Annotated in this window: 26 protein-coding genes and 1 pseudogene; 12 read left to right on the top strand and 15 right to left on the bottom strand. The window is 67.9% G+C overall.

Annotated elements, in window-relative coordinates:
• Window positions 1-218: 218 nt before the first annotated feature.
• Window positions 219-1,379 carry a lactate 2-monooxygenase gene (locus A5663_RS00545; protein ID WP_068142960.1) on the top strand — a complete coding sequence of 387 codons (1,161 nt, stop codon included), beginning with the start codon at window positions 219-221 and terminating at the stop codon, window positions 1,377-1,379.
• Window positions 1,380-1,410: 31 nt separating this feature from the next.
• On the top strand, window positions 1,411-2,310 hold the full coding sequence (locus A5663_RS00540) for a tyrosine recombinase XerC (protein ID WP_068142959.1): 900 nt from the start codon (window positions 1,411-1,413) through the stop codon (window positions 2,308-2,310).
• Window positions 2,311-2,385: 75 nt separating this feature from the next.
• On the opposite strand, the gene A5663_RS00535 is transcribed toward A5663_RS00540, so the two are convergent.
• The gene (locus A5663_RS00535) at window positions 2,386-2,889 is read right to left on the bottom strand and encodes a M23 family metallopeptidase (RefSeq protein WP_068142958.1); all 504 of its coding nucleotides are present in this window, start codon (window positions 2,887-2,889) and stop codon (window positions 2,386-2,388) included.
• Window positions 2,890-3,180: 291 nt separating this feature from the next.
• On the opposite strand from A5663_RS00535, the gene rpsB reads away from it, so the two are divergent.
• From rpsB to A5663_RS00520, 3 genes are read left to right on the top strand one after another with little or no spacing between them, the layout of a single operon-like run.
• Window positions 3,181-4,047: a 30S ribosomal protein S2 gene (gene rpsB, locus A5663_RS00530; protein ID WP_068142957.1), complete on the top strand. Its 867-nt coding sequence runs from the start codon at window positions 3,181-3,183 to the stop codon at window positions 4,045-4,047.
• Between the two features lie 11 nt (window positions 4,048-4,058).
• Window positions 4,059-4,874, top strand: coding sequence for a translation elongation factor Ts (gene tsf, locus A5663_RS00525; protein WP_068142956.1), 816 nt, complete (start codon window positions 4,059-4,061; stop codon window positions 4,872-4,874).
• Between the two features lie 58 nt (window positions 4,875-4,932).
• Window positions 4,933-6,339 carry an amidase gene (locus A5663_RS00520; protein WP_068142955.1) on the top strand — a complete coding sequence of 469 codons (1,407 nt, stop codon included), beginning with the start codon at window positions 4,933-4,935 and terminating at the stop codon, window positions 6,337-6,339.
• A gap of 10 nt (window positions 6,340-6,349) precedes the next feature.
• On the opposite strand, the gene A5663_RS00515 is transcribed toward A5663_RS00520, so the two are convergent.
• Window positions 6,350-7,474, bottom strand: a complete 1,125-nt coding sequence (locus tag A5663_RS00515; RefSeq protein WP_068142954.1) for a glycerate kinase — start codon at window positions 7,472-7,474, stop codon at window positions 6,350-6,352.
• 20 nt (window positions 7,475-7,494) lie between these two features.
• Complete coding sequence (locus tag A5663_RS00510; protein ID WP_068142953.1) at window positions 7,495-7,920, bottom strand: MarR family winged helix-turn-helix transcriptional regulator; 426 nt, start codon at window positions 7,918-7,920, stop codon at window positions 7,495-7,497.
• Window positions 7,921-7,965: 45 nt separating this feature from the next.
• Here A5663_RS00510 and A5663_RS00505 point away from each other — a divergent pair, with 45 nt between their 5' ends.
• From A5663_RS00505 to A5663_RS00490, 4 genes are all read left to right on the top strand, one after another.
• Window positions 7,966-8,643, top strand: coding sequence for a class I SAM-dependent methyltransferase (locus A5663_RS00505; protein ID WP_068142952.1), 678 nt, complete (start codon window positions 7,966-7,968; stop codon window positions 8,641-8,643).
• 88 nt (window positions 8,644-8,731) lie between these two features.
• Window positions 8,732-9,517 (top strand): UMP kinase, encoded by a 786-nt coding sequence (pyrH, locus tag A5663_RS00500; protein ID WP_068142951.1) that lies wholly within the window; start codon window positions 8,732-8,734, stop codon window positions 9,515-9,517.
• A gap of 66 nt (window positions 9,518-9,583) precedes the next feature.
• Window positions 9,584-10,141, top strand: a complete 558-nt coding sequence (frr, locus tag A5663_RS00495) for a ribosome recycling factor (protein ID WP_068142950.1) — start codon at window positions 9,584-9,586, stop codon at window positions 10,139-10,141.
• On the top strand, window positions 10,141-11,019 hold the full coding sequence (locus tag A5663_RS00490; RefSeq protein WP_068142949.1) for a phosphatidate cytidylyltransferase: 879 nt from the start codon (window positions 10,141-10,143) through the stop codon (window positions 11,017-11,019). Before frr ends, A5663_RS00490 begins: the two co-directional genes overlap by 1 nt.
• Window positions 11,020-11,028: 9 nt before the next feature.
• Here A5663_RS00490 and A5663_RS00485 read toward each other — a convergent pair whose 3' ends face one another.
• The 10 genes from A5663_RS00485 to A5663_RS00440 form a co-directional block, all read right to left on the bottom strand.
• Entirely contained in the window at window positions 11,029-11,367 is a 339-nt protein-coding gene (locus A5663_RS00485) for a hypothetical protein (RefSeq protein ID WP_068142948.1), read from the bottom strand.
• A complete protein-coding gene (locus A5663_RS00480) occupies window positions 11,354-11,755 on the bottom strand; it encodes a hypothetical protein (protein ID WP_068142947.1) in 402 nt (133 codons plus the stop codon). The genes A5663_RS00485 and A5663_RS00480 overlap by 14 nt, the downstream gene beginning before the upstream one ends.
• Window positions 11,752-12,981 (bottom strand): NRAMP family divalent metal transporter, encoded by a 1,230-nt coding sequence (locus tag A5663_RS00475; protein WP_068142946.1) that lies wholly within the window; start codon window positions 12,979-12,981, stop codon window positions 11,752-11,754. The genes A5663_RS00480 and A5663_RS00475 overlap by 4 nt, the downstream gene beginning before the upstream one ends.
• Entirely contained in the window at window positions 12,978-13,457 is a 480-nt protein-coding gene (locus tag A5663_RS00470; protein WP_231976639.1) for a hypothetical protein, read from the bottom strand. The genes A5663_RS00475 and A5663_RS00470 overlap by 4 nt, the downstream gene beginning before the upstream one ends.
• Window positions 13,458-13,541: 84 nt before the next feature.
• Complete coding sequence (locus A5663_RS00465; protein ID WP_068142945.1) at window positions 13,542-13,871, bottom strand: ANTAR domain-containing response regulator; 330 nt, start codon at window positions 13,869-13,871, stop codon at window positions 13,542-13,544.
• Window positions 13,868-16,759, bottom strand: coding sequence for an FAD-binding and (Fe-S)-binding domain-containing protein (locus tag A5663_RS00460; RefSeq protein ID WP_068142944.1), 2,892 nt, complete (start codon window positions 16,757-16,759; stop codon window positions 13,868-13,870). The genes A5663_RS00465 and A5663_RS00460 overlap by 4 nt, the downstream gene beginning before the upstream one ends.
• A gap of 19 nt (window positions 16,760-16,778) precedes the next feature.
• The gene (locus A5663_RS00455; RefSeq protein WP_068142943.1) at window positions 16,779-17,921 is read right to left on the bottom strand and encodes an enolase C-terminal domain-like protein; all 1,143 of its coding nucleotides are present in this window, start codon (window positions 17,919-17,921) and stop codon (window positions 16,779-16,781) included.
• Window positions 17,918-19,711, bottom strand: a complete 1,794-nt coding sequence (locus tag A5663_RS00450; protein WP_068142942.1) for a thiamine pyrophosphate-requiring protein — start codon at window positions 19,709-19,711, stop codon at window positions 17,918-17,920. The genes A5663_RS00455 and A5663_RS00450 overlap by 4 nt, the downstream gene beginning before the upstream one ends.
• A gap of 118 nt (window positions 19,712-19,829) precedes the next feature.
• Window positions 19,830-21,644 carry a glycoside hydrolase family 15 protein gene (locus A5663_RS00445; protein WP_197503251.1) on the bottom strand — a complete coding sequence of 605 codons (1,815 nt, stop codon included), beginning with the start codon at window positions 21,642-21,644 and terminating at the stop codon, window positions 19,830-19,832.
• Window positions 21,641-22,699: a glucose 1-dehydrogenase gene (locus tag A5663_RS00440; protein WP_068142940.1), complete on the bottom strand. Its 1,059-nt coding sequence runs from the start codon at window positions 22,697-22,699 to the stop codon at window positions 21,641-21,643. The genes A5663_RS00445 and A5663_RS00440 overlap by 4 nt, the downstream gene beginning before the upstream one ends.
• Window positions 22,700-22,786: 87 nt before the next feature.
• Between A5663_RS00440 and A5663_RS00435 the strand changes: the two genes are divergently transcribed.
• A complete protein-coding gene (locus A5663_RS00435) occupies window positions 22,787-23,257 on the top strand; it encodes a MarR family winged helix-turn-helix transcriptional regulator (RefSeq protein WP_068142939.1) in 471 nt (156 codons plus the stop codon).
• 37 nt (window positions 23,258-23,294) lie between these two features.
• Window positions 23,295-24,428 carry a 23S rRNA (adenine(2503)-C(2))-methyltransferase RlmN gene (gene rlmN, locus A5663_RS00430; protein WP_068142978.1) on the top strand — a complete coding sequence of 378 codons (1,134 nt, stop codon included), beginning with the start codon at window positions 23,295-23,297 and terminating at the stop codon, window positions 24,426-24,428.
• Between the two features lie 86 nt (window positions 24,429-24,514).
• On the opposite strand, the gene A5663_RS00425 is transcribed toward rlmN, so the two are convergent.
• Window positions 24,515-24,934, bottom strand: a complete 420-nt coding sequence (locus A5663_RS00425; RefSeq protein ID WP_068142938.1) for a nuclear transport factor 2 family protein — start codon at window positions 24,932-24,934, stop codon at window positions 24,515-24,517.
• A 26-nt stretch (window positions 24,935-24,960) separates the two neighbouring features.
• Window positions 24,961-25,602 (bottom strand): annotated as a pseudogene (locus tag A5663_RS00420) (aldehyde dehydrogenase family protein); the annotation flags it as partial.
• On the opposite strand from A5663_RS00420, the gene A5663_RS22410 reads away from it, so the two are divergent.
• The coding region (locus A5663_RS22410) for an aldehyde dehydrogenase family protein (RefSeq protein WP_369816568.1) at window positions 25,572-25,750 on the top strand (179 nt) is incomplete at its 3' end. The pseudogene A5663_RS00420 and the gene A5663_RS22410 overlap by 31 nt on opposite strands.

Here is a 25,750-nt window from a genome sequence, read left to right as displayed (position 1 = left end):
GGCCCGCCCGGCGTCGCGTGTTCTCCGAACCGGACACGCCGCCGGGCGTGGCGAAGCGCTTCTGACACAACCGTTTCCACCACAAGACTGCTACGCCGGCGGCCGCTGCGCTTTCTACCGCACAATGGACGGTGCCCTGGTGAGTGGCACACGGAGATCCGGGAGCTACAGTCTTCGACTGCGGCTGTAAGTCGGCAGGTAGAAGGCGAAGGGGCGGCATGACGTTCGGTAACTACCAGTTCGAGATCTACCTGCAAGGTCTGTCCGGTGTCGTGCCGACGATGCCCATGACGTTCGCGGATTGGGAGGCCAAGGCCGAGTCGGCGATGCCGCCGTCGGTGTACTCCTACGTCGCCGGCGGCGCCGGTGACGAGCGGACGCAACGGCTCAACCGGACCGCGTTCGACAACTGGGGCCTGATGCCGAGGATGTTTCGCGCCACCCGCGACCGCGACCTGTCCGTAAACCTGTTCGGACTGACGCTGCCGTCGCCGGTGTTCATGGCCCCGATCGGCGTGATCGGCATCTGCGCACAGGACGGCCACGGCGACGTGGCCACCGCCCGGGCCGCGGCGCGCACCGGTGTGCCGATGGTGGTCTCGACGTTGACCGAAGATCCGCTGGAGGACGTCGCCGCCGAATTCGGTGACACCCCAGGCTTTTTCCAGTTGTACACGCCTACCGACCGAGAACTCGCCGCAAGCCTGGTCAACCGCGCGGAAGCCGCCGGATACAAAGGCATCGTCGTCACCCTCGACACCTGGGTGCCCGGCTGGCGTCCCCGCGACCTGTCGACGTCGAACTTCCCGCAGCTGCGCGGCAAGTGTCTGGCCAACTACACCAGCGACCCGGTGTTCCGCGCCGGCTTGGCGCAGCCGCCCGAGGAGAACCCGCAAGCCGCGGTCCTGCACTGGGTCAGCCTCTTCGGAAACCCGCTGACGTGGGACGACCTGCCGTGGCTGCGGTCGCTGACCGAATTGCCCCTCATCGTCAAAGGCATCTGTCACCCCGACGACACGCGCCGGGCCAAGGACGGCGGCGTCGACGCGATCTACTGCTCCAACCACGGCGGCCGGCAGGCCAACGGCGGGCTCGCGGCCATCGACTGCCTACCCGGCGTGGTGGAGGCGGCCGACGGTCTGCCGGTGCTCTTCGACTCCGGAATCCGCAGCGGCGCCGACATCGTCAAGGCGCTGGCCCTCGGCGCCACCGCTGTCGGAGTCGGCAGGCCCTACGCGTACGGGCTGGCCTTGGGCGGTGTCGACGGCGTCGTCCACGTGCTGCGCTCCCTGCTCGCCGAGACCGACCTCACGATGGCGGTCGACGGCTATCCCACGCTGGCCGATCTCACTCCGGACACACTGCGGCGCGTCGGCTAGACACCCGTCGGTGCTCTGCGACGGTAGGGCGGTGGACGCAGTCCTGGCGGAGTTCGACGAGTACCTCGCGCTCGAACGAGGTCGTTCCGAGCACACCCGTCGCGCCTATCTCGCAGACCTGCGGTCGTTGTCCGCGTTCATGGCCGAGCGGGGCGACGAAGGAGTGACCGCTCTGAGCTTGCCGGTACTGCGGTCGTGGCTGGCCACACAGGCCGCATCCGGGTCGGCGCGCACGACGCTGGCCCGGCGCACGTCCGCGATCAAGACTTTCACCGCATGGGCGGTGCGCCGTGGCGTGTTGGCGACCGATCCGGCCGTCCGGCTTCAGGTGCCGAAGGCCCGCCGCTCTCTGCCGGCCGTCCTGCGCGAGGATCAGGCGCTCGACGCGATGGCAGCTGCGAAATCCGGTGCGCAGCAAGGCGATCCACTGGCCTTGCGCGATCAGTTGATCGTGGAGTTGTTGTACGCCACCGGAATTCGCGTCAGCGAGCTGTGCGGGCTCGACGTCGACGACGTCGACACCTCGCGGCGGCTACTGCGCGTAACCGGCAAGGGCGACAAGCAACGCACGGTGCCGTACGGCGAGCCGGGGCAAGCAGCGCTGGCCGCCTGGCTGAGCGACGGTCGGCCTCAGCTGGTGACCGCTAGTTCCGGACCGGCCCTGCTGCTGGGTGCGCGCGGTCGCCGGCTCGACCCCCGGCAGGCGCGCACCGTCGTGCACCAGACCGTCGCCGCGGTCGACGGTGCGCCCGACATCGGACCGCACGGTCTGCGGCACAGTGCCGCAACGCATCTGCTCGAAGGGGGAGCGGACCTGCGCGTCGTCCAGGAACTGCTCGGGCACTCGACGCTGGCCACCACGCAGCTCTACACACATGTCACGGTCGCACGGCTGCGGGCGGTCCACGACCAGGCGCACCCGCGCGCTTAACCGCCGCGAGCGACCGCTAAATGCACACCTCTCGACGGCGTGTCGTGTGCAAACACGGTCGCTTGCGGAAGTCGATCAACCACCGCCGAGGGGTTTGAGGCGGATCGGGGTGGTGACCACCAGACCGAGCGGGTCGACGTAGTCGGCCCGCGACGCGGGACCCCACATCGCGCCCCAGTGCAGACACGCGGCCACCGGACAGCCGGGATGCCCGGCCTCCAACACCCCGATCACGGTCTCCGGATCGACGGATTGCCCCGGCTTCACCGTCGCCCGCACCGGTTCGTAGCTGGTCCGCAGGCCGCCGGGGTGCGCTATCGACACGACGGGCCTACCAGCCAGCTGGCTTGCGAACACCACGACGCCCTCGGCCGCGGCGAGCACTCGCTGACCAGCGCTGCCAGCCAGATCGACACCGCGATGCCCGGGCGTCCAGTTCGGGGACGGGGCGTCGAACACCCGCGTCACCTCCGGGCGTGGCCGCAGTGGCCAAGCGAACCGGCCGGACTCGGCTGTTGCGGGCGCCACCCCCGCCAACCCGAGGACGAGCGTGACCACCGCCAGCGCAGACCACCGCATCCGACCAGCTCACCGCGACGGCCGCACCGGCACCAGGCCCGTCGTGCCGCCCTGGGGATGAACCGGTCGCTGTGCAAAAGCACGCCCTCACCCGGTGTAAACTGCTAACCGCAGCTCGCTTGCGCGGGCTGACTTCGCGTGTCTGCACCACGGCCCGTTCCACTAGGTCGTAACCCGGATGCCGTCGGTCCCGACTCGGATTGTCCGAGACGGGTCTGGCATTCCGAGCGGGCACCAGGGCCAGGCGTCACCCGACGCTGGCATCAACCGACGAAAAGGAACCATGGACTCATGGCTGTTGTGACCATGAAACAGCTGCTCGACAGCGGCGCCCACTTCGGGCATCAGACCCGCCGCTGGAATCCCAAGATGAAGCGGTTCATCTTCACCGACCGCAACGGCATCTACATCATCGATCTGCAGCAGACGCTGACCTACATCGACAAGGCGTACGAGTTCGTCAAGGAGACCGTCGCGCACGGCGGCACGATCATGTTCGTCGGCACCAAGAAGCAGGCGCAGGAGTCGATCGCCGAAGAGGCGACCCGGGTCGGCATGCCCTATGTGAACCAGCGCTGGCTGGGCGGCATGCTCACCAACTTCTCGACCGTGCACAAGCGGCTGCAGCGTCTCAAGGAACTCGAGACGATGGAGCAGACCGGTGGCTTCGAGGGCCGCACCAAGAAAGAGATCTTGATGCTGACCCGCGAGAAGAACAAGCTCGAGCGCAGCCTCGGCGGTATTCGCGACATGGCCAAGGTGCCCTCGGCCGTGTGGGTCGTCGACACCAACAAGGAGCACATCGCCGTCGGCGAGGCACGCAAGCTGGGCATCCCGGTCATCGCGATCCTCGACACCAACTGCGACCCCGATCTCGTCGACTACCCGATCCCGGGCAACGACGACGCGATCCGCTCAGCCGCATTGCTGACCAAGGTGATCGCCGCCGCGGTCGCCGAGGGCCTGCAGGCGCGCGCGGGCGTGGGCCGCGACGGCGACAAGCCGGACGCTGAGGCCGCCGAGCCGCTCGCCGAGTGGGAGCAGGAACTGCTGGCCACCGCGACGAGCACCGTGACCGCGTCGCCCACCGCCGCAGGTGCCGAGCCCGGCACTCCGGAGGCGGACATCCAGACCGAACCGACGACTCCAGACGCTTAGGGAGACCTGATATGGCCAACTACACCGCCGCCGACGTCAAGCGACTGCGGGAGCTGACCGGCGCCGGCATGCTCGACAGCAAGAACGCGCTCGTCGAGGCCGACGGCGACTTCGACAAGGCCGTCGAGCTGCTGCGCATCAAGGGCGCCAAAGATGTCGGTAAGCGCGCCGAGCGCGCGACGGCCGAGGGCCTGGTCGCCGCGAAGGACGGCGCGCTGATCGAGCTGAACTCCGAGACCGACTTCGTCGCCAAGAACGCCGAGTTCCAGTCGGTCGCCGAGCAGATCGTCGCCGCGGCGGCCGCCGCCAAGGCGGGCGACGTCGACGCGCTCAAGTCCGCCAAGGTCGGTGACCAGACCGTCGAACAGCTCATCGCGGACCTGTCGGCGAAGATCGGCGAGAAGCTCGAGCTGCGCCGCGTCGCCTACTTCGACGGCACTGTCGAGACCTATCTGCACAAGCGCGCCGCGGACCTGCCGCCGGGCGTCGGCGTACTGGTCGAGTACACCGGAGACGACAAGTCCGCCGCTCACGCGGTCGCCCTGCAGATCGCCGCGCTCAAGGCCAAGTACCTCACCCGCGAGGACGTGCCCGAGGATGTCGTCGCCAACGAGCGCCGTATCGCCGAGGAGACGGCCCGCAACGAGGGCAAGCCCGAGCAGGCGCTGCCGAAGATCGTCGAGGGCAGGGTCACCGGCTTCTACAAGGACGTCGTGCTGCTCGACCAGCCGTCGGTGTCCGACAACAAGAAGACCGTCAAGGCTCTGCTGGACGAGGCGGGCGTGACCGTGACCCGGTTCGTCCGCTTCGAGGTCGGCCAGGCGTAAGCCTCCTGTGCTGAGCATGCTCTGACGGCGCCACGGTACGAGTTGGTACCGTCACGGCATGGAACGCATACACGCCTTCGGCGACGACGCACTCGGTGATCTCGATGCTGTCGGGATGGTGCAAGCGCTCGCTTCGCGTGAGGTATCGCCAATCGAACTCGTCGACGCCGCCATCGCCCGCACGGAGCGCCTCAACCCGGCGCTGAACGGCGTGGCGTTCGAGGCATTCGACCGGGCCCGCACCGATGCCGCCGCGCCCCGCCGGTCCGGTGGCTACTTCGCCGGGGTGCCGTCCTATCAGAAGGACAACGTGGCGGTCGAGGGCATGCCGACGATGAGCGGTACCGACGCGTGGGAGCCCCGCCCGGAACGCGCACACGGCGCGTTCGCGCGCTCGTTCGTGCAGACGGGCCTGGTCACGCTGGGCAAAACGCGAATGTCCGAGTTTGGCTTCAGCGCCTCGGCTGAACATCCGCGGCTCGGCCCGGTGCGCAACCCGTGGAACCCCGAGCACACCGCGGGCGCGTCGTCGTCGGGATCGGCGGCGTTCGTCGCGGCCGGCGCGGTGCCGATCGCACACGCCAACGACGGTGGTGGCTCTATCAGGATCCCGGCGGCCTGCAACGGTTTGGTGGGGCTCAAGCCGTCGCGTGGCCGCTTGCCGCTGGACAGCAAGCTGCGCCAGATGCCGCTGCGCATTGTCGCCAACGGCGTGGTCACCCGGTCCGTGCGCGACACCGCGGCCTTCTACCGCGAGATGGAGCGGGTGTACCGCAACCCGCGGCTGCCGCAGATCGGCGACGTCACCAGCTCCGGCGGGCAGCGGCTGCGGATCGCGGTGTGCACCCAGTCGATCGCCCGAGAAGCCAGCCCGGAGGTGCGTGAGCTGACGCTGAAGAACGCGGCGCTGCTCGAGGAGCTGGGACACAAGGTCACCACCATCGACAACCCCGTGCCGTCGCACTTCATGACGGACTTCCTGCTGTACTGGTCGTTTTTGGCGTTCGCCCTCGTTCGCAGCGGACGCCGCACGTTGGGTCCCACTTTCGACCGCGGACGCCTCGACAACCTGACGCTGGGCCTCGACCGCAACGCGTCGCGAAACCTGCATCGAGTGCCGTGGGCGATCGCGCGGCTGGCGCGGGTGCGCCGGATCACCTCGCGCCTCACCGAGACCTACGACGTGGTGCTGACGCCGACGCTGGCCGACGCCACACCGCGGATCGGCCACTTCGACCCGACGCTGGACTACCAGCAGATCATCGACCGCCTCGTCGAATGGGTTGCGTTCACGCCGCTGCAGAACGCCACCGGCGAGCCGGCGATCTCGCTGCCGCTCGCCGAATCCGCGAGCGGCCTGCCGATCGGGATGATGTTCGCAGCACCGGTGGGCCACGAGGGCCGGTTGTTGCGGCTCGCGTACGAACTCGAGGAAGCACGGCCCTGGCGGCGCATCCAGGGCTGAAAGACCCGCGCTAGGAGAGGTCGCGGCAGACGTCGGCCGTGGCGCGGGTGAGCGCCGCAGCACCGTCACGCAGCGCCTGTTCGATCGGGGTTCCTTCGGCGGTGATCGCGACCATCCGCTCGACGCCGTGATCCAGCAGCACCGTGGCGTCCGCGCCTACCCGGCCGGCGAAGACGATCACCGGGACGCCGACGCGCGCCGCGGCCGCAGCGACGCCGAACGGCGTCTTGCCCATGACTGTCTGCGCGTCCACGCTGCCTTCACCGGTGAACACCCAGTCGGCACCGTGCAGCGCTCGATCCAGACCGACGGTTTCGGCGACTTCTTCGACACCCGGTCTGCTTGTGGCGCCGAGGAATTCGACGAGCGCAAAACCCATGCCGCCGGCTGCGCCCGCCCCTGGGCGCTGCGGCTGGGTGCCGCCGAGAGTCGCGGAGGCAACAGTGGCCAGCCGCGACAACCCGCACTCGAGACGCGTCACGTCGGAGGGGGTCGCCCCCTTCTGCGGCCCGAACACCGCGCTGGCGCCGCCGGGCCCGAGCAGTGGCGCGGTGACGTCGCAGGCCACCCGGATACGCGCATCGCGCAGCCGGGGATCGAGGCCCGTGAGGTCGATGTGTTCCAGGCGTTCGAGATCCGCGCCGCCCGGTGTGAGCGGCGCGCCGTCGGCGTCGAGGAATCTTGCGCCAAGCGCGGTGAGCATGCCCGTGCCGCCGTCGTTGGTCGCCGAGCCGCCGAGCCCGATCAGGAAGTCCTCGGCGCCGCGGTCCAAGGCCGACCGGATCAGCTCACCTACGCCAAAGGTGCTGGCGCGCAGAATGTCTCGTAGGGCAGGCGGAACGAGTTCCAGGCCGGCGGCGGCTGCCATCTCGATCACGGCGAGCTGACGCAGCGGCACGAAGCCGTATCGAGCGGTGACCGTGCGTCCCAGCGCATCACGGACGGGCACCTCGACATGGCGGCCGTGCAGCGCTTCGACGACGGCGTCGACGGTCCCTTCTCCGCCGTCGGCCATCGGTACGCCGGCGACCTCGGCGTCCGGCAGCACCGCTGCCACGCCGGCGCGCATCGCGGCGACCGCTTCGGGCGCGGTCATCGACTCCTTGAACGAGTCCGGCGCCAGGACGATCTTCATGGACCGTAGTCTCGCAGAAGTCAGTCGGTACCGAGTGTCGCCAGGATCCGCTTGAACTCGTGCTGCTGTCGCTGCGACAGGTTGGCCATCAACTTGCGCTCGGCCGCGCGCACGCCAGAGTTGCTGTTCTCCAACAACTCTCGGCCCTCGCGGGTCAGCTGTGCCGGTAGTGAGCGCCCCGACGTCACCCGCTGCGGCCGGGTGACCAGGCCGCGGTCCTCCAAGCCGCGCAACACCATGTTCATCGCCTGCGGCGAGACGTTGAAGTCGCGGGCCAGCTCGGCGTTCGACCGCCCGGGGTGCTGCGACAGGATCCGCATGCACAGGTACTGCGGGAACGCCACGCCCAGGGGTTCGAGGACCGTCGCGGTGACCTCGGCACGCAACGCGTTCGCCACCCGGGACAACAGGAAACCCAGTGGCTGATCCTCCAGGGCGCCTTCCATGTCAACTATCTTGACATATATCAAGGAGATTGATATCAACGAATCATGACCGAACCCACCGGCGAGATGTTTGAAAGCGCATACAAGGGCGAGGCGCCCGAGATGAGCGGCGCCAAGCCGCCGTGGAGCATCGGCGAACCGCAGCCCGAGCTCGCCGCCCTGATCGAGCAGGGCAAGTTCCACGGCGACGTGCTCGACGCCGGTTGCGGTGAGGCCGCCATCGCCCTGGACCTCGCGGAGCGCGGTTTCACCACGGTCGGTCTCGACCAGTCGCCGACCGCGATCAGGCTGGCGCGCGAGGAGGCCGAGAAGCGCGGCCTGGACAACGCCACCTTCGACGTCGCGGACATCAGCGATTTCGACGGCTACGACGGCCGGTTTGGCACGATCGTCGACTCGACGCTGTTCCACTCGATGCCGGTCGAACTACGCGAGGGCTACCAGCGCTCGATAGTGCGAGCCGCGGCGCCGGGCGCCTCCTACTTCGTGCTCGTGTTCGACAAGTCGGGAATGCCCGACGGTCCGGCCAACCCGGTCACCGAGGACGAGCTGCGCGACGTCGTGTCGAAGTACTGGACTATCGACGAGATCAGGCCTGCGCGTATCCACGCCGTGTTCCCGGAGGGCTTCGAGGAGTTCTTCCCGGTGACCGATGTGCGCGACGAGCCGAAAGGACGCAAGTCCGTGCCCGCCTGGCTGCTGACGGCCCATCTGCCGGACTGACTTGCGCAAGTCGCGACCCGGTCGCGGCTCTTCGGCCGCCGATGAGGCAGGATAAAGGGGATCTCAGCGAGGACCCCGAAGGAGTCGGATGGCGGAGCCAGATGTCGCCGGCCAAGCGGCTCCGGTGCCACATGTCGCCGGCCAAGCGGCTCCGGTGGATTCGATCAGGCCGATGTACAGCCGTGTCCTGCTCAAGCTCGGCGGCGAGATGTTCGGCGGCGGGGAAGTGGGCCTCGACCCGGACGTAGTGCACCTTGTGGCGCGCCAGATCGCCGAAGTGGTCCGCAGCGGCGTGCAGGTCGCGGTCGTCATCGGCGGCGGCAACTTCTTCCGCGGAGCGCAACTCCAGCAGCGCGGGATGGAACGCACCCGAAGCGACTACATGGGCATGCTCGGCACCGTCATGAACAGCCTTGCCCTGCAGGACTTCCTGGAAAGAGAAGGCATCGCGACCCGGGTCCAGACCGCGATCACTATGGGGCAGGTCGCCGAGCCCTACATCCCGCTGCGGGCGGTGCGACATCTCGAGAAGGGGCGCGTCGTGATCTTCGGGGCCGGTATGGGTCTGCCGTACTTCTCCACCGACACCACCGCTGCCCAACGCGCGCTGGAGATCGGCGCGGAAGTGGTGCTGATGGCCAAGGCCGTCGACGGTGTCTTCACCGCCGACCCGCGCCAGCATTCCGACGCCGAGCTGCTCACCGCGATCAGCCACCGCGAGGTCATCGACCGCGGACTGAAGGTCGCCGACGCCACCGCGTTCAGCCTGTGCATGGACAACGGCATGCCCATCCTGGTGTTCAACCTGCTCACCGACGGCAATATCGCGCGAGCGGTCGCGGGTGAGAAGATCGGAACGCTGGTCACCACCTGAGCTGTGCGCGAGGGGCACGACGAAGACGACGTACGCGGATCACCAGGCCGATGAAGGAGAAGCACCGTGATCGACGAAACCCTCTTCGACGCCGAGGAGAAGATGGAGAAGGCGGTGTCGGTCGCGCGTGACGACCTGTCGTCGATCCGCACCGGCCGCGCCAACCCCGGGATGTTCGCGCGCGTCCACGTCGACTACTACGGAGCGGCCACGCCGATCACACAACTGTCGAGCATCAACGTGCCCGAGGCCCGGCTGGTGGTGATCAAGCCTTACGAGGCCAACCAGCTGCGCAACATCGAGGATGCGATCCGCCACTCCGACCTCGGTGTGAACCCCACCAACGACGGAAACGTCATCCGCGTCGCCATCCCGCAGCTGACCGAGGAGCGCCGCCGCGACCTCGTCAAACAAGCGAAGGCAAAGGGCGAGGACGCGAAGGTGTCGGTCCGCAACATCCGCCGCAAGGCAATGGAAGAGCTGCACCGCATCAAGAAGGACGGCGAGGCAGGCGAGGACGAGGTGGCGCGCGCGGAGAAGGATCTCGACAAGTCCACCGCGACCTACACCAGCCAGATCGACGAACTCGTCAAGCACAAAGAAGGCGAACTGCTGGAGGTCTAGTGACCGAACAGCACGAGACTCCCGTGGCAGAGACGCCGGTCGAAGAACCGCCCAAGAAGAAGTCGCGGGCGGGCCGTGACCTGCCCGCGGCGATCGCGGTCGGAGTGCTCCTCGGCGCGATGGCGATCGGCACGCTGCTGTTCGCGAAGATCGGCTGGCTGGCGGTGCTGGCGGTCTTCATCCCGATCGCTACCCACGAGGTGATCCGGCGGCTCGGTGACGCGGGCTATGCACTGCCCGCGCTACCGCTGCTGTTGGGCGGGCAGGCGATGATCTGGCTGACCTGGCCGTTCGGCCCGGCCGGCCTCCTCGGCGCCTACGGCGGGACCATCGTCGTCTGCATGGTGTGGCGCCTCGTCGGTCAGGGCCTGCGCCATCAGCCGGTCAACTACCTGCGCGACATCTCCGCTTCGGTGCTGCTCGCGACGTGGGTGCCGTTCTTCGCCGGCTTCAGCGCACTGCTGATCTTCCAGGACGACGGTGGCTTCCGGGTGTTCACGGTGATCGCCACGGTCGTGTTCGCCGACATCGGTGGCTATGCGGCCGGGGTGCTGTTCGGCAAGCATCTGCTGGCACCCGCGATCAGCCCGAAGAAGTCATGGGAGGGGCTGGGCGGCTCGCTGCTGTTCGGCATCGCGGCTGCGGTGCTCTCGTTGGTGTTCCTGCTGGACAAGCCGGCGTGGGTCGGCGTCCCGTTGGGCCTGATGCTGGTGATCACCGGAGTGCTCGGCGACCTGGTCGAGTCTCAGGTCAAACGTGACCTCGAGATCAAGGACATGGGCTCGCTGCTGCCCGGGCACGGCGGGATCATGGACCGTATCGACGCGATGCTGCCCTCGGTCGTGGTCGGCTGGATCGTGCTGACGCTCCTGGCATAGCCGCGCCGGTCACGACGCCGGCAGGACGGGCGAATAGCGCCGGTAGCCGCCGCGAAGCGTCACGGAATCCGAGTCGATGCGGGCGACGTCGTTCCACAGGACCAGGTGCGTGCCGCGGTGCCGCCAGCGCAGGAGTGCGGCCAGCGTGCGGGGCTTGTTGACGCCGGAGCGCTCGTAACCGAGATACGACGAACGGGTGTGCGGGCTGACGATCAGGCCGAACAGTTGCGGCGTGGCGGAGGCGGGATCGCCTCGATCGCGGGTGCTCAGCCGGACGTCGATCACGGTGCCCACCGGCTGCGCGTCCGCGTCGCACACCGGCAGGCCGAGGATCTCACTCAGCTGCATGGCGTCCTCCCGGTATGTGGACGATCAGCCGTTCGCGCAACCACCTCTCGATCCACGGCGGGTCCAGGTCGGTGTCGTCGATGTTGACCTGGACGACGGCACCGATCTTGGCGACCGCCTGCCAGGCGATCGACTGCATCCGCGAGACCGGAGGGCGGCCGCCGAAGATACGGGTGATGAGCACGTCGCCGGTCAGGATCGCGCTTACGGTGGGCGCCGGAGCGCCGCTGTCGAGGTCGGCGCCGACGGAGATGCCGTCGAGTTCGAGGTCGTCGACGATGCCGACGGGGTCGCCGTCGTCGTCGACGAGTTGCCGGTCCAGTAACTGCAGTCGCGCGTCGAGCAGCCGCCCGCGGTGCGGGGCTTCGGGAAAGTCGTACGAGCTCATTGACCCGCTCCTGTCACGATCATCAGCGGGATCGCGGCCAGCGACGCGACGAGGATGATGACCAGGTACACCGACGCCAACGCGTTGGTGACCCGGCCGTTCACGTGGTCGCCCATGTAACCGGGATCGTTGGCCACGATCAGGATCGGCAGATACGTCAGCGGCAGCGCGATCGCGGAGAACACCACAGAGAACTCGGTAACCTGGATGGGGTCGACTCCGCTGAAAAGCACTGCGGTACAGACGATCAGCGCCACGAGCATGACGACGTGAAACCGCGACGCCTCGGCCGGGCGACGGAATTTGCCCCACGTCCAGCCGAGGAACTGGGCCAGGGTGTAACCCGAGGACAGGGTGGTCTCGAGCGCGGCGCCGAAGGTGGCGGCGACGATACCGACGATCGCGAAGGCCAGGGCCAGCTGGCCGCCGGCGGCCACGATCGGCATCACCACCTCCGACAGTGAGGTGACCTCGATCTGCGCCGGTAGCAGCACGATTGTCGCGCAGGCGGCGATCGCGACCGAGAGCACCCCACCCAGCGGGAATCCGACCAGCACGTTGAGCCGTGAGGTGCTGAGGTCCTTGACGGTCCAGCCCTCTTCCACTGCCCCGGAGGAGAAGAAGAAGACCTCGTAAGGCGTCATCGCCGCGCCGAACAACGCGACCGCGAAGTACCAGTAGGTGGCCGCCGATTCGGTCTCCGGGATGGTGGGTCCGGTGGCCTGGGCGGCCAGCTCGCCCCAGTCGGGTGACAGCAGGAACACCGCGACGGCGAAGACGATCAGCGCCAGCCCGAGCATGCCGGTGACGTTTTCCATGTGGGAGAACTTCACCCGCCAGATGACCACCCAGACCGCGAATGCCACCACCGGGAACCAGAGGTTGGGGCCGACGTCGGTGGCCAGCTGCAAAGCCAGTGCGACGCCGCCGATCTCGGCGGTGACGGTCATCAGGTTGATGAAGAACGAGGCGCCCAGGTTGGCCGCCGCGGTGCGTGGGCCCAGGCGTTCGCGGATGATCTCGAACGTGGCCCGTCCGCTGACCGCAGCCACCCGGCCGGACATCTGGGCGAACAGGCAGATGCCGAGCACGCCGACCGGTATGACCCAGACGAGCCCGAGGCCGAACCGTGAACCGACCACGGCGTTGGTCACCAGGTCACCGATGTCGAGGAAGCCGCCGATCGCGGTGAGGATGCCGAGGGCTACGGCGAAGATGCGTTTCATCGGTACGTCGCCGTGAGGCGGTCGACGGCGTCGAGCATGGACTGACGCAGTTGCCGCGCGTCGGGCTGGCCGTCCACCGCGCGCACCACGGCGTTGGCGGTGTTGAGCTGACCGATGAGGGTTGTCATCGTCTCGGTCAGCAGGGACTGACGGCGTAGGTCCTGCGGATCTTCGGCCCTGAGTACCGCGATACCCGAATAGGCTTTGGCGATCTGGTCGCGCGCATCGCTGAGTTGCACCGCGGTCAGATTCCCCGTCGACCGGCGCTTGATCCAGAGATCGAGCGCTTGCGCGCCCATGCGCGCCGCCGACTCCGTTTCCTCCTTGGCCGACGCCAATTTGCCGGGCATCCCGTCGCGGTTACTCGGGCAGCTGGTCAGTATCAGCGCGAGCACACCGGCCAGCAGGAGCAGGACGACGGCGAGGCGCACACGATTGTGGGCGTGCATCAAGTGCGGCAGACGTCGCAGGGCCACATTCGTAGCATCTTGCGCCCAGACCCGCGCTCAGCGGCGGTACTGCGCGGCGTGTCGCGCGCAGTGTCAGAGACTGCGGTGGCTTCAGTCAGCGCACATCGTCGCGTGTAGCGCGCGTAACCGCTCGCGCAGATCCACCAGAAATTCCGACGCCGCGTCGAAGTCGGCACGAGGACCGCGCCGCGTCCAGGACTCGACGATGCAGTGCGCGATCCAGCGCAACCTCACGTTGCTGTTCTGCGACAGCACGCGAAGGATGTCGAACGCGTCGTCGGCGGAGATGCCGAAGGTCTGCATGAGCATCCCCTTGGCTTGTTCGATGGCGGGTTGGCCGGCCAGCTTCTCCCGCAAGTGGGCGACCTCCAGGCGCAGCCGGTCGGTCTCGGTCTCGTCGGAGTCGGTGACGGTGCTCATCGTGGCTGCTCCTTTCGAGCCCTGACGGCGTCGGCGAGGACGGAGGCGGTGTGTCGCGGGGTGCAGTGTCCGGCGAGGTCACGGATCTGGGTTCGGCAGCTGAACCCGTCGGCGAGCACCGATGTGTCGGGTTCGACGGCGCGCAGCGCGGGCAGGAGTTTGTCCTCGGCACATGCGACGGAGACGTCGTGATGGCCGCGTTGGAAGCCGAAATTGCCTGCCAGACCGCAACATCCGGCGTCCAGTACCTCTGCGTCGACACCGGCGTCGTCGAGGAGTTCCTTCTCGTGCGTGTAGTGCAGCACCGCGTGCTGGTGGCAGTGGGGCTGAACGAGCGCGCGGCCCCCGCTGCGAGGAGGATGCCAGTCGGGCGCTTTCCGGTGCAGAAGTTCACCGATCGTGTAGGTCTGGGCCGCGAGCCGGTGCGCGTCTTCGTTGCCGTGCAGCAGATCGAGCGCATCGGAGCGGAACACCGCGGCGCAACTGGGTTCGAGCACCAGGACCGGAGTGCCGGCGCGCAGCGCGGGCCGCAGCGCCCGCAGTGTCCGGCCCAGGACCTTCTTCGCGACGCCGAGTTGACCGGTGGAGATCCAGGTCAGTCCACAGCAGAGCGTCCGGTCGGGAACGGTGACGGTGAAGCCGGCCGACTGCAGCACCTCCACGGCGTCGCGCGCGATGGCCGGATCGAAGTTGTTGGTGAACGTGTCCGGCCACAACAGCACCGGTCCGCGGTCACCGACCGGACGGGGCTGCTCGCGCCACCACGAGGTGAAGCGTTGCGCCGCAAAGCGCGGCACGTCGCGGTGGCCGTCGATTCCGCCGGCGGCTTTGAGCGCGGCGTCCAGTCGCGGTGTGTGGGCCACGGCGTTGACCAGCCGGGGCGCCGCCGCCGCCAACCGCGCCCACAGCGGAATCCATCCCATCGAGTAGTGGGCCATCGGGCGCAGTCGGTGGTGGTAGTGGTGAAAGAGGAACTCCGCCTTGTACGTTGCCATGTCGACGTTGACCGGACAGTCACTCAGGCAGCCCTTGCAGGCGAGGCAGAGGTCGAGGGCGTCGCGCACCTCGGTCGAGGCCCACCCGTCGGTGATCACCTCGCCTTGCAGCATCTCGAACAGCAACCGGGCACGGCCGCGGGTCGAGTGGTGTTCCTCCCCGGTGGCGCGATAGCTGGGACACATGACACCGGACTCGTCGCCGCGACATTTCCCGACACCGACGCAGCGCGCGGCCGCGTGCGAGAAGCGGTGCCCGTCTTCGGCATAGGCGAACGCCGTCGCGGGTTCTATCGGCAGATACCCGGTGCCGAAGCGCAGGTTCTCGTCGAGGCGGTAGGGGTGGACGATCTTCCCCGGGTTCATGTGATTGCCGGGATCGAACAGTGCCTTGGTCTTCTCGAACGCGTGCACGACGCGCTCCCCGAACATGATCGGCAGCAGTTCGCCGCGCGACTGCCCGTCGCCGTGCTCACCGGACAATGACCCGCCGTAGTCGACGACGAGGTGGGCCGCGTCGTAGGCGAACCGCCGATATTTGGCGATTCCGTCGGCCGTGCGCAGGTCGAACGGGATCCGGGTGTGCACGCAGCCCTGCCCGAAATGCCCGTAGAGGGATGATGATTCGTAGTCGTAGCGGTCCAGCAGCTTGCGGAAGTCGCGCAGGTAGTCACCCAGGCGTTGTGGCGGGACCGCCGCGTCCTCCCACCCTTCGTGCGTCTCCGGGCCGACCGGTGGATAGGCCGTCGCCCCGAGGCCGGCCTCGCGGGCCGCCCACACCTGTTTCTTGTGCAGCGGGTCGTCCAGGACCGCGGCATCGCAGTCGGCCACCTTCTGCAGCGCCTCGATCAGGGCTTTGGCCCGGTGGTCGGCGTCGTCCTGGTCTTCGCCGTCCATCTGCACCATGAGCCAGCCGCGGCCGCGCGGAAGTTGGTGCAGCGCCTTCTCGGCCAGCCGCCGGGAGTGTTCGAGTTCGACCAGCCGATGGTCCAGCCCTTCCAGCGCGGACGGCTCGTGCTCCAGGACGGCGGGGACCGCGTCCGCGGCGGCGGCGATGTCGCTAAAGCCCAACAGCACCAGCGCGCTCGCGGCGGGCCGCCGGACCAGTTCGATCTCGGCGCGCGTGAGGGTGACCAGGGTGCTCTCACTGCCGACCAAGGCTTTGGCGAGGTGAAAGCCATTCTCCGGCAACAGGCTGTCGAGGTTGTATCCCGACACCCGGCGCGGGATGTGGGGGTACTTGGCCCGGATGTCGTCGGCGAATTCGGTAATGATCGACCGTAGCCCGCCGTAGAGTTCGCCGACCCGGCCGCCCGTGGCGATGATCTGCTCGACCTCGGTGTCGTCGGCTGCACCGACCCAGCGCCGCACGCCGTCGTAGGTCAAGATCTCCAGCGCGCGAACCGAATCGACCATCTTGCCGTACGCCTGCGCGGTGGAGCCGCAGGAGTTGTTGCCGATCATCCCACCGATCGTGCAGCTCACATGTGTCGACGGTTTGGGTCCGACCATCCAGCCGGTGGGGGCGAGCCGGTCATTGAGGACGTCGAGCTTGATGCCCGGTTCGACGACGGCCGTACCGTTGTCGGTGTCGACGGTGTGGACGCGGGTGCAGTATTTGCTCCAGTCGAGCACCACTGCGGCGTTGCAGCATTGCCCGGCGAGGCTGGTGCCGCCGCCGCGGGAGAGCACGGGGATGTCGTTGTCCCGGCACACCGCGACGGCAGCGGCCGCGTCGTCGGGTGTGTGGGGTACGACGACGCCGATGGGCACCTGGCGGTAGTTCGACGCGTCGGTGGAGTATGCGGCGCGCGATCCGGCGTCGAACCGGATCTCTCCTGCGATTTCACGGTCGAGTTCGGCGGCGAGCTTGTCGTAGAGGAGAGCGCTCATGGTCGAAAGTCCTTCGGTGTCAACGGACGCGGTACGGTTCGAGATCGGGACTGCGTACGGCGAGGCCGTGTCCGGCGCTGGCTGGATCGGGTCGCAGCGCGCCGTCGACGGGCGGCGTCGCGCCCTCGAAGTACCGTGTCTCGATGCGCGCGTGATCGTGGAACCACTCGAGGTGGCGTAGGTTCGGCGTCGCTGCGCCGACACTGGCGTGCAACCACGGTGCGCAGTGGCCGGAGATGTCGAGGTGGTGCGCGGCGGCCAGGGCGGCCACGCGCTGCCACTCGGTGAGCCCGCCGCACCGCGAGACGTCGGCCTGCAGGCAGTCCACCACGGCGCACAGCGGGACGAAATCATCTAACCGGTAACCGTATTCGCCTGCCGTGACATCGGCGCTGACCGCGTCGCGCACCGCACGCAGCCCGGTGAGGTCGTCGGACGAGACCGGTTCCTCCAGCCAGGTGACTTCGAGCTCGTCGACCGCCGACATCAACCGGATGGCCTGTTTGGCGGTGTAGGCGCCATTGGCGTCGACGAACAGTTGGGCGTTGGAACCGATCACCGCGCGGGCCTGGTGCATTCGCGACATGTCGCGCGCGGTGCACGTTCCCCACGACTGCCCGATCTTGATCTTGACGCGCGGGATGCCGAGGTCGTGCACCCAGCCTCTCAACTGATCGCACAGCTGATGGTGGTCGTAGGTGGTGAATCCGCCACTGCCGTATACCGGTACCGTGTCGCGGACCGCGCCGAGGAGCCGGTGCAGCGGTGTGCCGAGCAGTCTTGCCTTGAGGTCCCACAGCGCCACGTCGACCGCGGAGAGCGCCTGCCCGGCGATTCCGCCCCGTCCGATGTTGCGCACGGCTTTGGTCATGGCGTCGAAGGCCCCGCCGACGTCGAGGGCGTCGCGACCGACGACGTGTGCGGCGAGGTTCTCGGCGATGACGTCCACACAGGCCGGGTGTCCGTACGTCCACCCTGTTCCGGTGACCTGCCCACACTCGGCGCTGGCGACCACCAGGGTGGTGTGGTCCCACGCCAGTGTCCCGTCGGCCTCCGGCACGTCGGTGGGAATGGTGTAGGCGGCGGCGTGCAGGCCGGTGACGGCGACAGCGGGGGTGACCGCGCGGGCCTTCGGCAGTACGGCCTCGTCGGTGCTCGTCATGAGCGGGAGTGCGGTAAGAACTCTTGCACCTTCGTCTTGAGGCCTTGCTTGATGAAGCCGCGGCTGTCCTCGTCGCCCTTGAGCACCGCGGTGACGGTCGCCTTGGCCTGTTCGAAGGTGGCGTGCGGCGGGATGGGCGGCATGTTCGGATCGGTGTGTACGTCGAGCACGGTGGGGCGGTCGGCCGACAGAGCCGAGCGCCACACGTCGGCCAGCTCGCCGGGGTCGCGGACGGTGTATGCCCCCAGTCCGAGGCTTGCCGCGAATCCGGCGAAGTCGACATCCGGAAGTGTCTGGGAGGCAGCGAATTTCGGCGATCCGTTCATTGCGCGCATCTCCCACGTCACCTGGTTGAGGTCGTTGTTGTGCAGGATCGCCACGATCAGCCGCGGATCGGCCCACTGCTCGTAGTAGTGCTTGATGGTGATCAGCTCGGCCATACCGTTCATCTGCATGGCGCCGTCGCCGACGAAGGCGACGACGGGACGGTCGGGGTGGGCGAACTTGGCGCCGATCGCGTACGGGACGCCGGGGCCCATCGTCGCCAGTGTTCCCGACAGTGAACCGCGGATGCCCGGGCGGAAGCGAAGCTGCCGGGCGTACCAGTTGGCGGCGGACCCCGAATCGGCGGTGACGATCGCGTCGTCGGGAAGTTGCGCCGAGAATTCGGAGAACAGGCGCAGCGGGTTGACCACTTCGGTGTCGACGCCGGCCTCCTTGGCCATCGTTTCCCACCAGCGGTTGACGTTCGACTCGATCGTCTCTCGCCACGAGCGGTCGGCCTTGCGTTTCAGGTGGGGGATCAGCGCTCGCAGGCCGGCTTTCGCGTCCGCGACGAGATTGACGTCGTAGGGGTAGCGCATCCCGATCAGCGTGGGGTCGATGTCGATCTGCACGCTGCGCGCCTGCCCGAATTCGGGGAGGAATTGGGAGTAGGGGAAACTCGACCCGATGGTGAGCAACGTGTCGCAGTCGCGCATCAACTCGTAGCTGGGTCGCGTGCCCAGCAGGCCGATGGAACCTGTCACCCACGGGAGTTCGTCGGACAGCACATCCTTGCCCAGCAGCGCTTTGGCCGCTCCGGCGCCGAGCAGGTCGGCGACCTCGGACAGTTCGGCCTCGGCCCCGCGGGCGCCGTTGCCGACGAGCATGGCGACTTTCGTTCCCGCGTTGAGGATTTCGGCGGCGCGACCGATCGCGGCGTCGTCGGGGGTGACGGCCGGCCAGTCGACGCCGAGACTCGACGGCACCATCTTGAACGCGTGCTCTGGCGGGCTGTAAGGCAGCTCCTGGACGTCGGCGGGGATGATCAGTGCCGTCGGAGCGCGGCGTCCCACCGCGGTGCGGATGGCCCGATCGAGGACATTGGGGAGCTGCTCGGGCACCGTGACCATCTGCACGTAGTCGGCGGCGACGTCTTTGTAGAGGCTGAGCAGGTCTATCTCCTGCTGGTAGGAGCCGCCCATCGCGCTGCGATTGGTCTGTCCGACGATCGCCACGACCGGGACGTGGTCGAGTTTGGCGTCGTAGAGACCGTTGAGAAGATGGACCGCGCCGGGACCCGACGTCGCCATGCAGACCCCGAAGGTTCCGCTGAACTTGGCATAGCCGACGGCCTCGAACGCGCTCATCTCCTCGTGCCGGGACTGGATGAACTGCGGGTTGTCGTCGGCGCGCCCCCAGGCGGCCAGGATCGCGTTGATCCCGTCACCGGGATAGGCGAACACCTGCCGCACTCCCCAGGCGCGTAACCGGTCGAGCAGGTAGTCGGCGACGGTCTGATCAGGCATGGCTGCTCCTCTTCGGATCGATCCGTGCGTGGGCCGTTATCTCCGTCCTACGCCTTTGATTGCTGTTGCGCAACGATTGCGTCCTGGGAATCAATTAAGACTTGTCGTCCGTCACCGCCTAGTCGTCGGGATGCAGATGCTGTTGGCCGCTGTGTGCCGAGGTGGTGGTGTGGTGTCCGCTGAGCTGTCGCGCACTGTTGATCATCCCGACGAGGCTGAACGCCTGGGGCGTGTTGCCGAGATGGCGCTGGGCTTTCGGGTCGTACTCCTCGCTGAGCATTCCGACGTCGTTGCGCAGCCCGAGCAGTCGCTCGTAGAGAGCGGTGGCTTCGTCGTCGCGGCCGATGCCACACAGTGCGTCGACGAGCCAGAAGCTGCACGCGAGAAAGACGCCTTCGCCGCCGGGCAGGCCGTCGTCGCTGCGCTGCGGGTGGTAGCGCAACAGCAGCCCGTCGCAGCTGAGTTCCTCTTGCACCGCGGTGATGGTGCCGACGATGCGGGGATCGTCGTAGGGCAGGAAGCCGACGCGGGGGAGCAGCAGCAGTGCCGCGTCGAGGTCGTCGGAGCCGTAGGACTGGGTGAAGGTTCCGCGTTCGGCGTTGTAGCCACGGTTGCAGATGTCGTCGTGAATCTCGTCGCGCAGCTGGCGCCATCGGTCCAGTGGTCCCGACAGGTCATGATGTTCGACGGTTCGCACCGCGCGGTCCACCCCGGCCCACGCCATGACCTTCGAGTGCACGAAATGGCGTCTGGGGCCGCGGATTTCCCACAGACTGCAGTCGGGTTCGGTCCAGTTGCCCTCCAGGAAGTCGAGCAGTGCGCATTGGACGTCCCAGGCCGTGTCGTCGGTTGGCAGGCCGGCGTCGCGGGCCAGGTGCAGGCCGTCGAGGACTTCACCCCACACGTCGAGTTGCAGTTGCGCCGCGGCGGCGTTGCCGACCCGCACCGGGGAAGACTTCTCGTATCCGGGCAGCCACGGGAGTTCGAATTCGGGCAGTCGCCGCCGCCCGTCGAGGCCGTACATGATCTGCAGGTCGGCCGGATCTCCGGCGACCGCGCGCACCAGCCATTCGCGCCACGCCCGGGCCTCCTCGACGAAGCCGGTGCCGAGCAGCGCCTGCAACGTGAACGTGGCGTCGCGAAGCCAGCAGTAGCGGTAGTCCCAGTTGCGAGGGCCGCCGACCTGCTCGGGCAGTGACGTCGTGGCCGCGGCGAGGATGCCGCCGGTGGGGGTGAAGGTGAGCGCTTTGAGCAGCAGCAGGGCGCGGCGCACCTCGGCCTGCCAGCGGCCGTTGTACTGGCACTGCTTCATCCAGTCGCTCCACCAGCGTTCGGTTTTCGCCAGCGCCTGCTCGGCGTCGGCGGGCTTCGGTGGTGGCAGATGGGAGAGCTGATGGGTGAGGACGAACGGAATGCGTTGACCCTCGGCGACGGTGAACTCGGCGACGGTGGTCAATCCGTGTCCGTGTGTCTGGACCGGCGTGCGCAGCCAGACCGCGTCCGGACCGGCGATGGCCGACACGCCGCCGTCGCTGCGGCGCACCCACGGCACCACGTGGCCGTAGTCGAAGCGCAGGCACAGGGTCATCGTCATCGGAACCTTGCCGCTGACTCCCTCGACGATGCGGACCACGTCGGCGGCCTCTCCGCGCGGTGGCATGAAGTCGATGAGGCGGACGCGTCCGTCGTCGGTGTCCCACTCGGTTTCGAGCACCAGCGAGTCGTCGCGGTACTGCCGGCGCGTCGCGGGGCCGCCCTCGGCCGGGGCCACGCGCCACGTCCCGGCGTCCTGGCCGCCGAGCAGCGCCGCAAAACAGGCAGGTGAGTCGAAGTGAGGAAGGCAGAGCCAGTCGACCGCTCCGTCGCGGCCGACGAGCGCCGCGGTCTGCAGATCTCCGATCAGCGCATAGTCTTCGATCGCTGCCACGGTCAGTGCCCGTCGTCGAGCGTGATGACCACCTTCACGTCATCGGGCTGCGCGGTGAAGGCGTCGGTGGCCTTGTGCAGCGGCACGCGCCGGGTGATCAGGCTGGCGAGCCAATCCTTGTCGGCTTTGGCCAGCGCGTCGGCGGCCTGCCGGTAGTGGCGCAGGTTGGCGTTGACCGAACCCACGACGGCGTCGTTCTCCAACACCAGTTCCCGGTTGACGGCACCGGCGTCGATCTGCAGCCGTCGTCCGGTGGGAGACACGCCGGTCAGGCAGACGATGCCGTAGGCAGACGTGTTGGCGATGGCCCCGAACACCACCGGCCCCGCCCCGGTCGCCTCGATCACCACGTCGGGCTGCAGGCGGGACGCGACGTCGTCGATGTCGTCGTGGTGATACGTCGCACCCAGCGCCGCGGCGATCGCGGGTTTGGGTCCGTCGGTGACGCGGTCGAGGATGTGGGTGTCCAGGCCCTGCTGGACCGACAGCAGGGCGGCCAGCAGGCCGATGGGACCGGCGCCGGTGATCAGCGCCCGCTCGGGTTCGAAGTAGGCACGCTGGCCGACGCGCCGCACCTGCTCCCAAGCCTTGGCCACCACAGTCGTCGGCTCCATGAGCATGCCGACGTCCTCGAGGCTGTCGTCGAGCGCGACCGCGTAGTCGGTTTCGACGCGCCACCGGCTGCTGCCGTAGCCGTCGATCTCCTTGATGCCGCGTTCGGTGTAGCGGCCATTGCGACACATGTCGAACTCGCCGTGTGCGCACGCGCGACACGGCACCGGGTCGGGCCGGCGCACCACACCCACCACCAGGTCGCCGGCTGAGAACGTGCTGCCGGACGGCGCCTCGGCCACCCGCCCCAGCGATTCATGGCCGATCACCAGCGAGTCCTGGCCGGGGGGCGCCCAGCCGTACTGCCCGCTCGCGATCTCCTTGTCGGTGCCGCACACGCCGATCGCCAGGCCGTCTACCAACAGATCATCGGATCCGCGATGCGGTTCCTCCACATCGGCGACGGAGAGGGTGCCGGCCTTGCCGGGCGTGACTGTCAATGCCTGCATACGAAGATGACTTGCCGTCCGGCAGTAATTGCAAACACCAAACAATTGCGCTTTGATAACTATTATCTTCGGGGAAGTGAGGCGGACATGGCCGGACGCGGCGGTGTGACGAGTGACCAGGTGGAATCGGTCATGCGGGCGTCGCGGGCTCTGGTCGGCATCACCGCGGCGTCGATCTCCACCGTCGACGATGTGGTGACCGTGCCACAGCTGCGGGTGATGATGATGATCACCACGCGCGGGGCGATGAACCTCGCGGGAGTTGCGGAGGGTCTGGGCGTCAGCCCGTCCAACGCCAGCAGGATCTGCGACCGGCTGCTCAAGATCGGCATGCTCGACCGGCGCGAGGATCCGGCCGACCGGCGCAACATCGCGCTTACGCTCACCGCAGACGGGCAAGCGCTGATCGACCGCGTGATCCACCATCGACGCAACGCAATCCGCGGCGTGCTGCGCCAGATGCCCCCGCGTCAGCGGGACCTGCTCGCGGAGGTCCTCGAGGATTTCGCGACCGCGGCGGGCGAACCCCTCGACGAACATCGGCACGCGCTCATCTGAGCTGCTCGCGGGGCCGATGGAATACTGGGTGGCGATCATGCCCGACCCCTCCGCGGCCCTGCCGCTCGTGTTCGATCCGCCGCGACGCTCGATGCCGCCGCGGCACTTCGCCGACCTCGACGAGGGTGGGCGCGGCACAGCCGTCAGCGAACTGGGGTTGCCGGCGTTTCGCGCCAAGCAGTTGGCCAACCAGTACTACGGAAGGCTGATCGCGGACTCGCACGCGATGACCGACCTGCCCGCAGCCGTGCGCGACCAGGTGGCCGGGGCGCTGTTCCCGGAGCTGCTGCACGCGGTGCGCGAGATCGAGACCGATGCGGGCGAGACGCGCAAGGTGTTGTGGCGTGCCGTGGACGGTACGACGTTCGAGTCGGTGCTGATGCGTTATCCGCAGCGCAACACCGTGTGCATCTCGTCGCAAGCGGGCTGCGGAATGGCGTGTCCGTTCTGCGCGACCGGCCAGGGCGGCCTCAAGCGCAACCTGTCGACCGCCGAGATCCTCGAGCAGGTGCGCGCGGCCGCGGTCGAGCTGCGTGACCGCGACGGCGAGGGCATCACGCCGGTGGCGCGCGGGGGCAGGCTGTCGAACATCGTGTTCATGGGGATGGGCGAACCGCTGGCGAACTACAACCGCGTGCTGGCCGCGGTGCGGCGGATCATCGCGCCCGCGCCCAACGGCTTCGGTATCTCGGCGCGGTCGGTCACCGTGTCGACCGTCGGGCTGGCGCCGGCGATCCGGAAGCTCGCCGACGAACGGCTCGGGGTCACGCTGGCGCTGTCGTTGCACGCCCCCGACGACGAGCTGCGCGACACGCTCGTCCCGGTGAACAACCGCTGGAAGGTGTCCGAGGCGCTCGACGCCGCCCGGTACTACGCCGACGTGACCGGCCGGCGGGTGTCGATCGAGTATGCGTTGATCCGCGATGTCAACGACCAGCCTTGGCGCGCTGACCTTTTGGGCAAGCGGCTGCATGGAGCGCTCGGTGCGCTGGCCCACGTCAACGTCATACCGCTGAACCCGACGCCCGGCAGCGAATGGGATGCCAGTCCCAAGCCCGCCGAACGCGAGTTCGTGCGACGGGTGCGGGAGCGCGGCGTGTCATGCACGGTGCGCGACACCCGCGGTCGCGAGATCGCCGCCGCGTGCGGGCAGCTGGCGGCGCAGAGCTGAGCTGTGCTGAGCTGAGCTGAGCTGAGCTGTCACACCGACCAACGTTTTGTCGCGCGCTTCTCGAACTTCTGCTGCAAATCGTGTCGTTATGAGGCAGGTGTGTCAGGCCGGTTGATGAACCACACGTTGTCCTCGCGCAGATGGCGGCTGCGCCAGCCGTCGGCGGTGCGCACCAGGTCGTGGAAATAGTAACCGCCACAAGAGCTTTGCTCGGTCATGCCGGACAGCTGCATCGGGTTGTAGAACATCGCGCGGACCGTCGCCGTGTCCGGACCGCTCTCGAGGATCTCGATGTTCGTGATGTAGTGCATGCTCCACGGGATCGCGGTGAACGCCTGGCTGAACAGCTCGGCGATCTCGTCGCGGCCGGCCGCCGGGATGCCCGCCGACGAGTAGTCCACGATCGCGTCGTCGGTGAAGACCGAGCGGTACAGCTCCCAGTCCTTGGTATCGACGGCGCGTGCGTAGCGGTACAGCAGCGCGGAGATCTCGGCTTCGTCGCTCATATCCGTGGTTCGCTCGCAAGCATCGCTCACTCCGGCATGCCGATGGTCTTGGCTTCCAGGTACTCCTTGTATCCCTCTTCGCCGTTGCGATAGCCCAGACCGCTCTGCTTGGTGCCACCGAACGGGCTGCCGATGCCGAAGTGGCTCTTACCGTTGATCGTCACGTTGCCGGTGCGCATGCGCTTGGCCACGTCGAACGCGCGGTCCACGTCAGTGCTGCTCACCTCGCCGGACAGGCCGTAGATCGAGTTGTTGGCGATCGCGACCGCCTCGTCGTCGGTGTCGTACGGGGTGACGGTGAGAACGGGCCCGAAGATCTCCTCCTGTGCCACTTGGGAATTGGGATCGACGTCGGCGAGCAGGGTCGGCTGGGTGTAGTAGCCGGTCGGCAGGTTCTCCGGAATGCCGCCGCCGGTGACGAGACGCGCGCCCGAGTCGATGCCGCTCTTGACCAACCCGAGTACCTTCTTCCGTTGCGTCTCGCTGATCTGCGGGCCCTGCATGTTGCCCGGCGTCCACGGATCACCGACCGGGAAGCCCTCCATCATCGTCTTGAGGATCTCGACGCCTTCGTCGTATCGACTGCGCGGCAACAGGATCCGGCTGGGCAGGATGCAGCTCTGCCCCGACATCACGCATGCCATCATCGCCGCCATCGGCAGCGCCGACGGTGAAGAAGACGCTGCTGGAGTTGGGCGGCAAGTCCGCGCACATCGTGCTCGACGACGCCGACCTGAACTCGGCTCTGCCGTTGGCGGTGATGATGGCATGCGTGATGTCGGGGCAGAGCTGCATCCTGCCCAGCCGGATCCTGTT

Source organism: Mycobacterium sp. E740, assembly GCF_001672895.1.
Taxonomy (GTDB): domain Bacteria; phylum Actinomycetota; class Actinomycetes; order Mycobacteriales; family Mycobacteriaceae; genus Mycobacterium.
The sequence above is the reverse complement of the archived record's forward strand: the minus strand, read 5'-3'. Positions and strand labels throughout refer to the sequence as shown.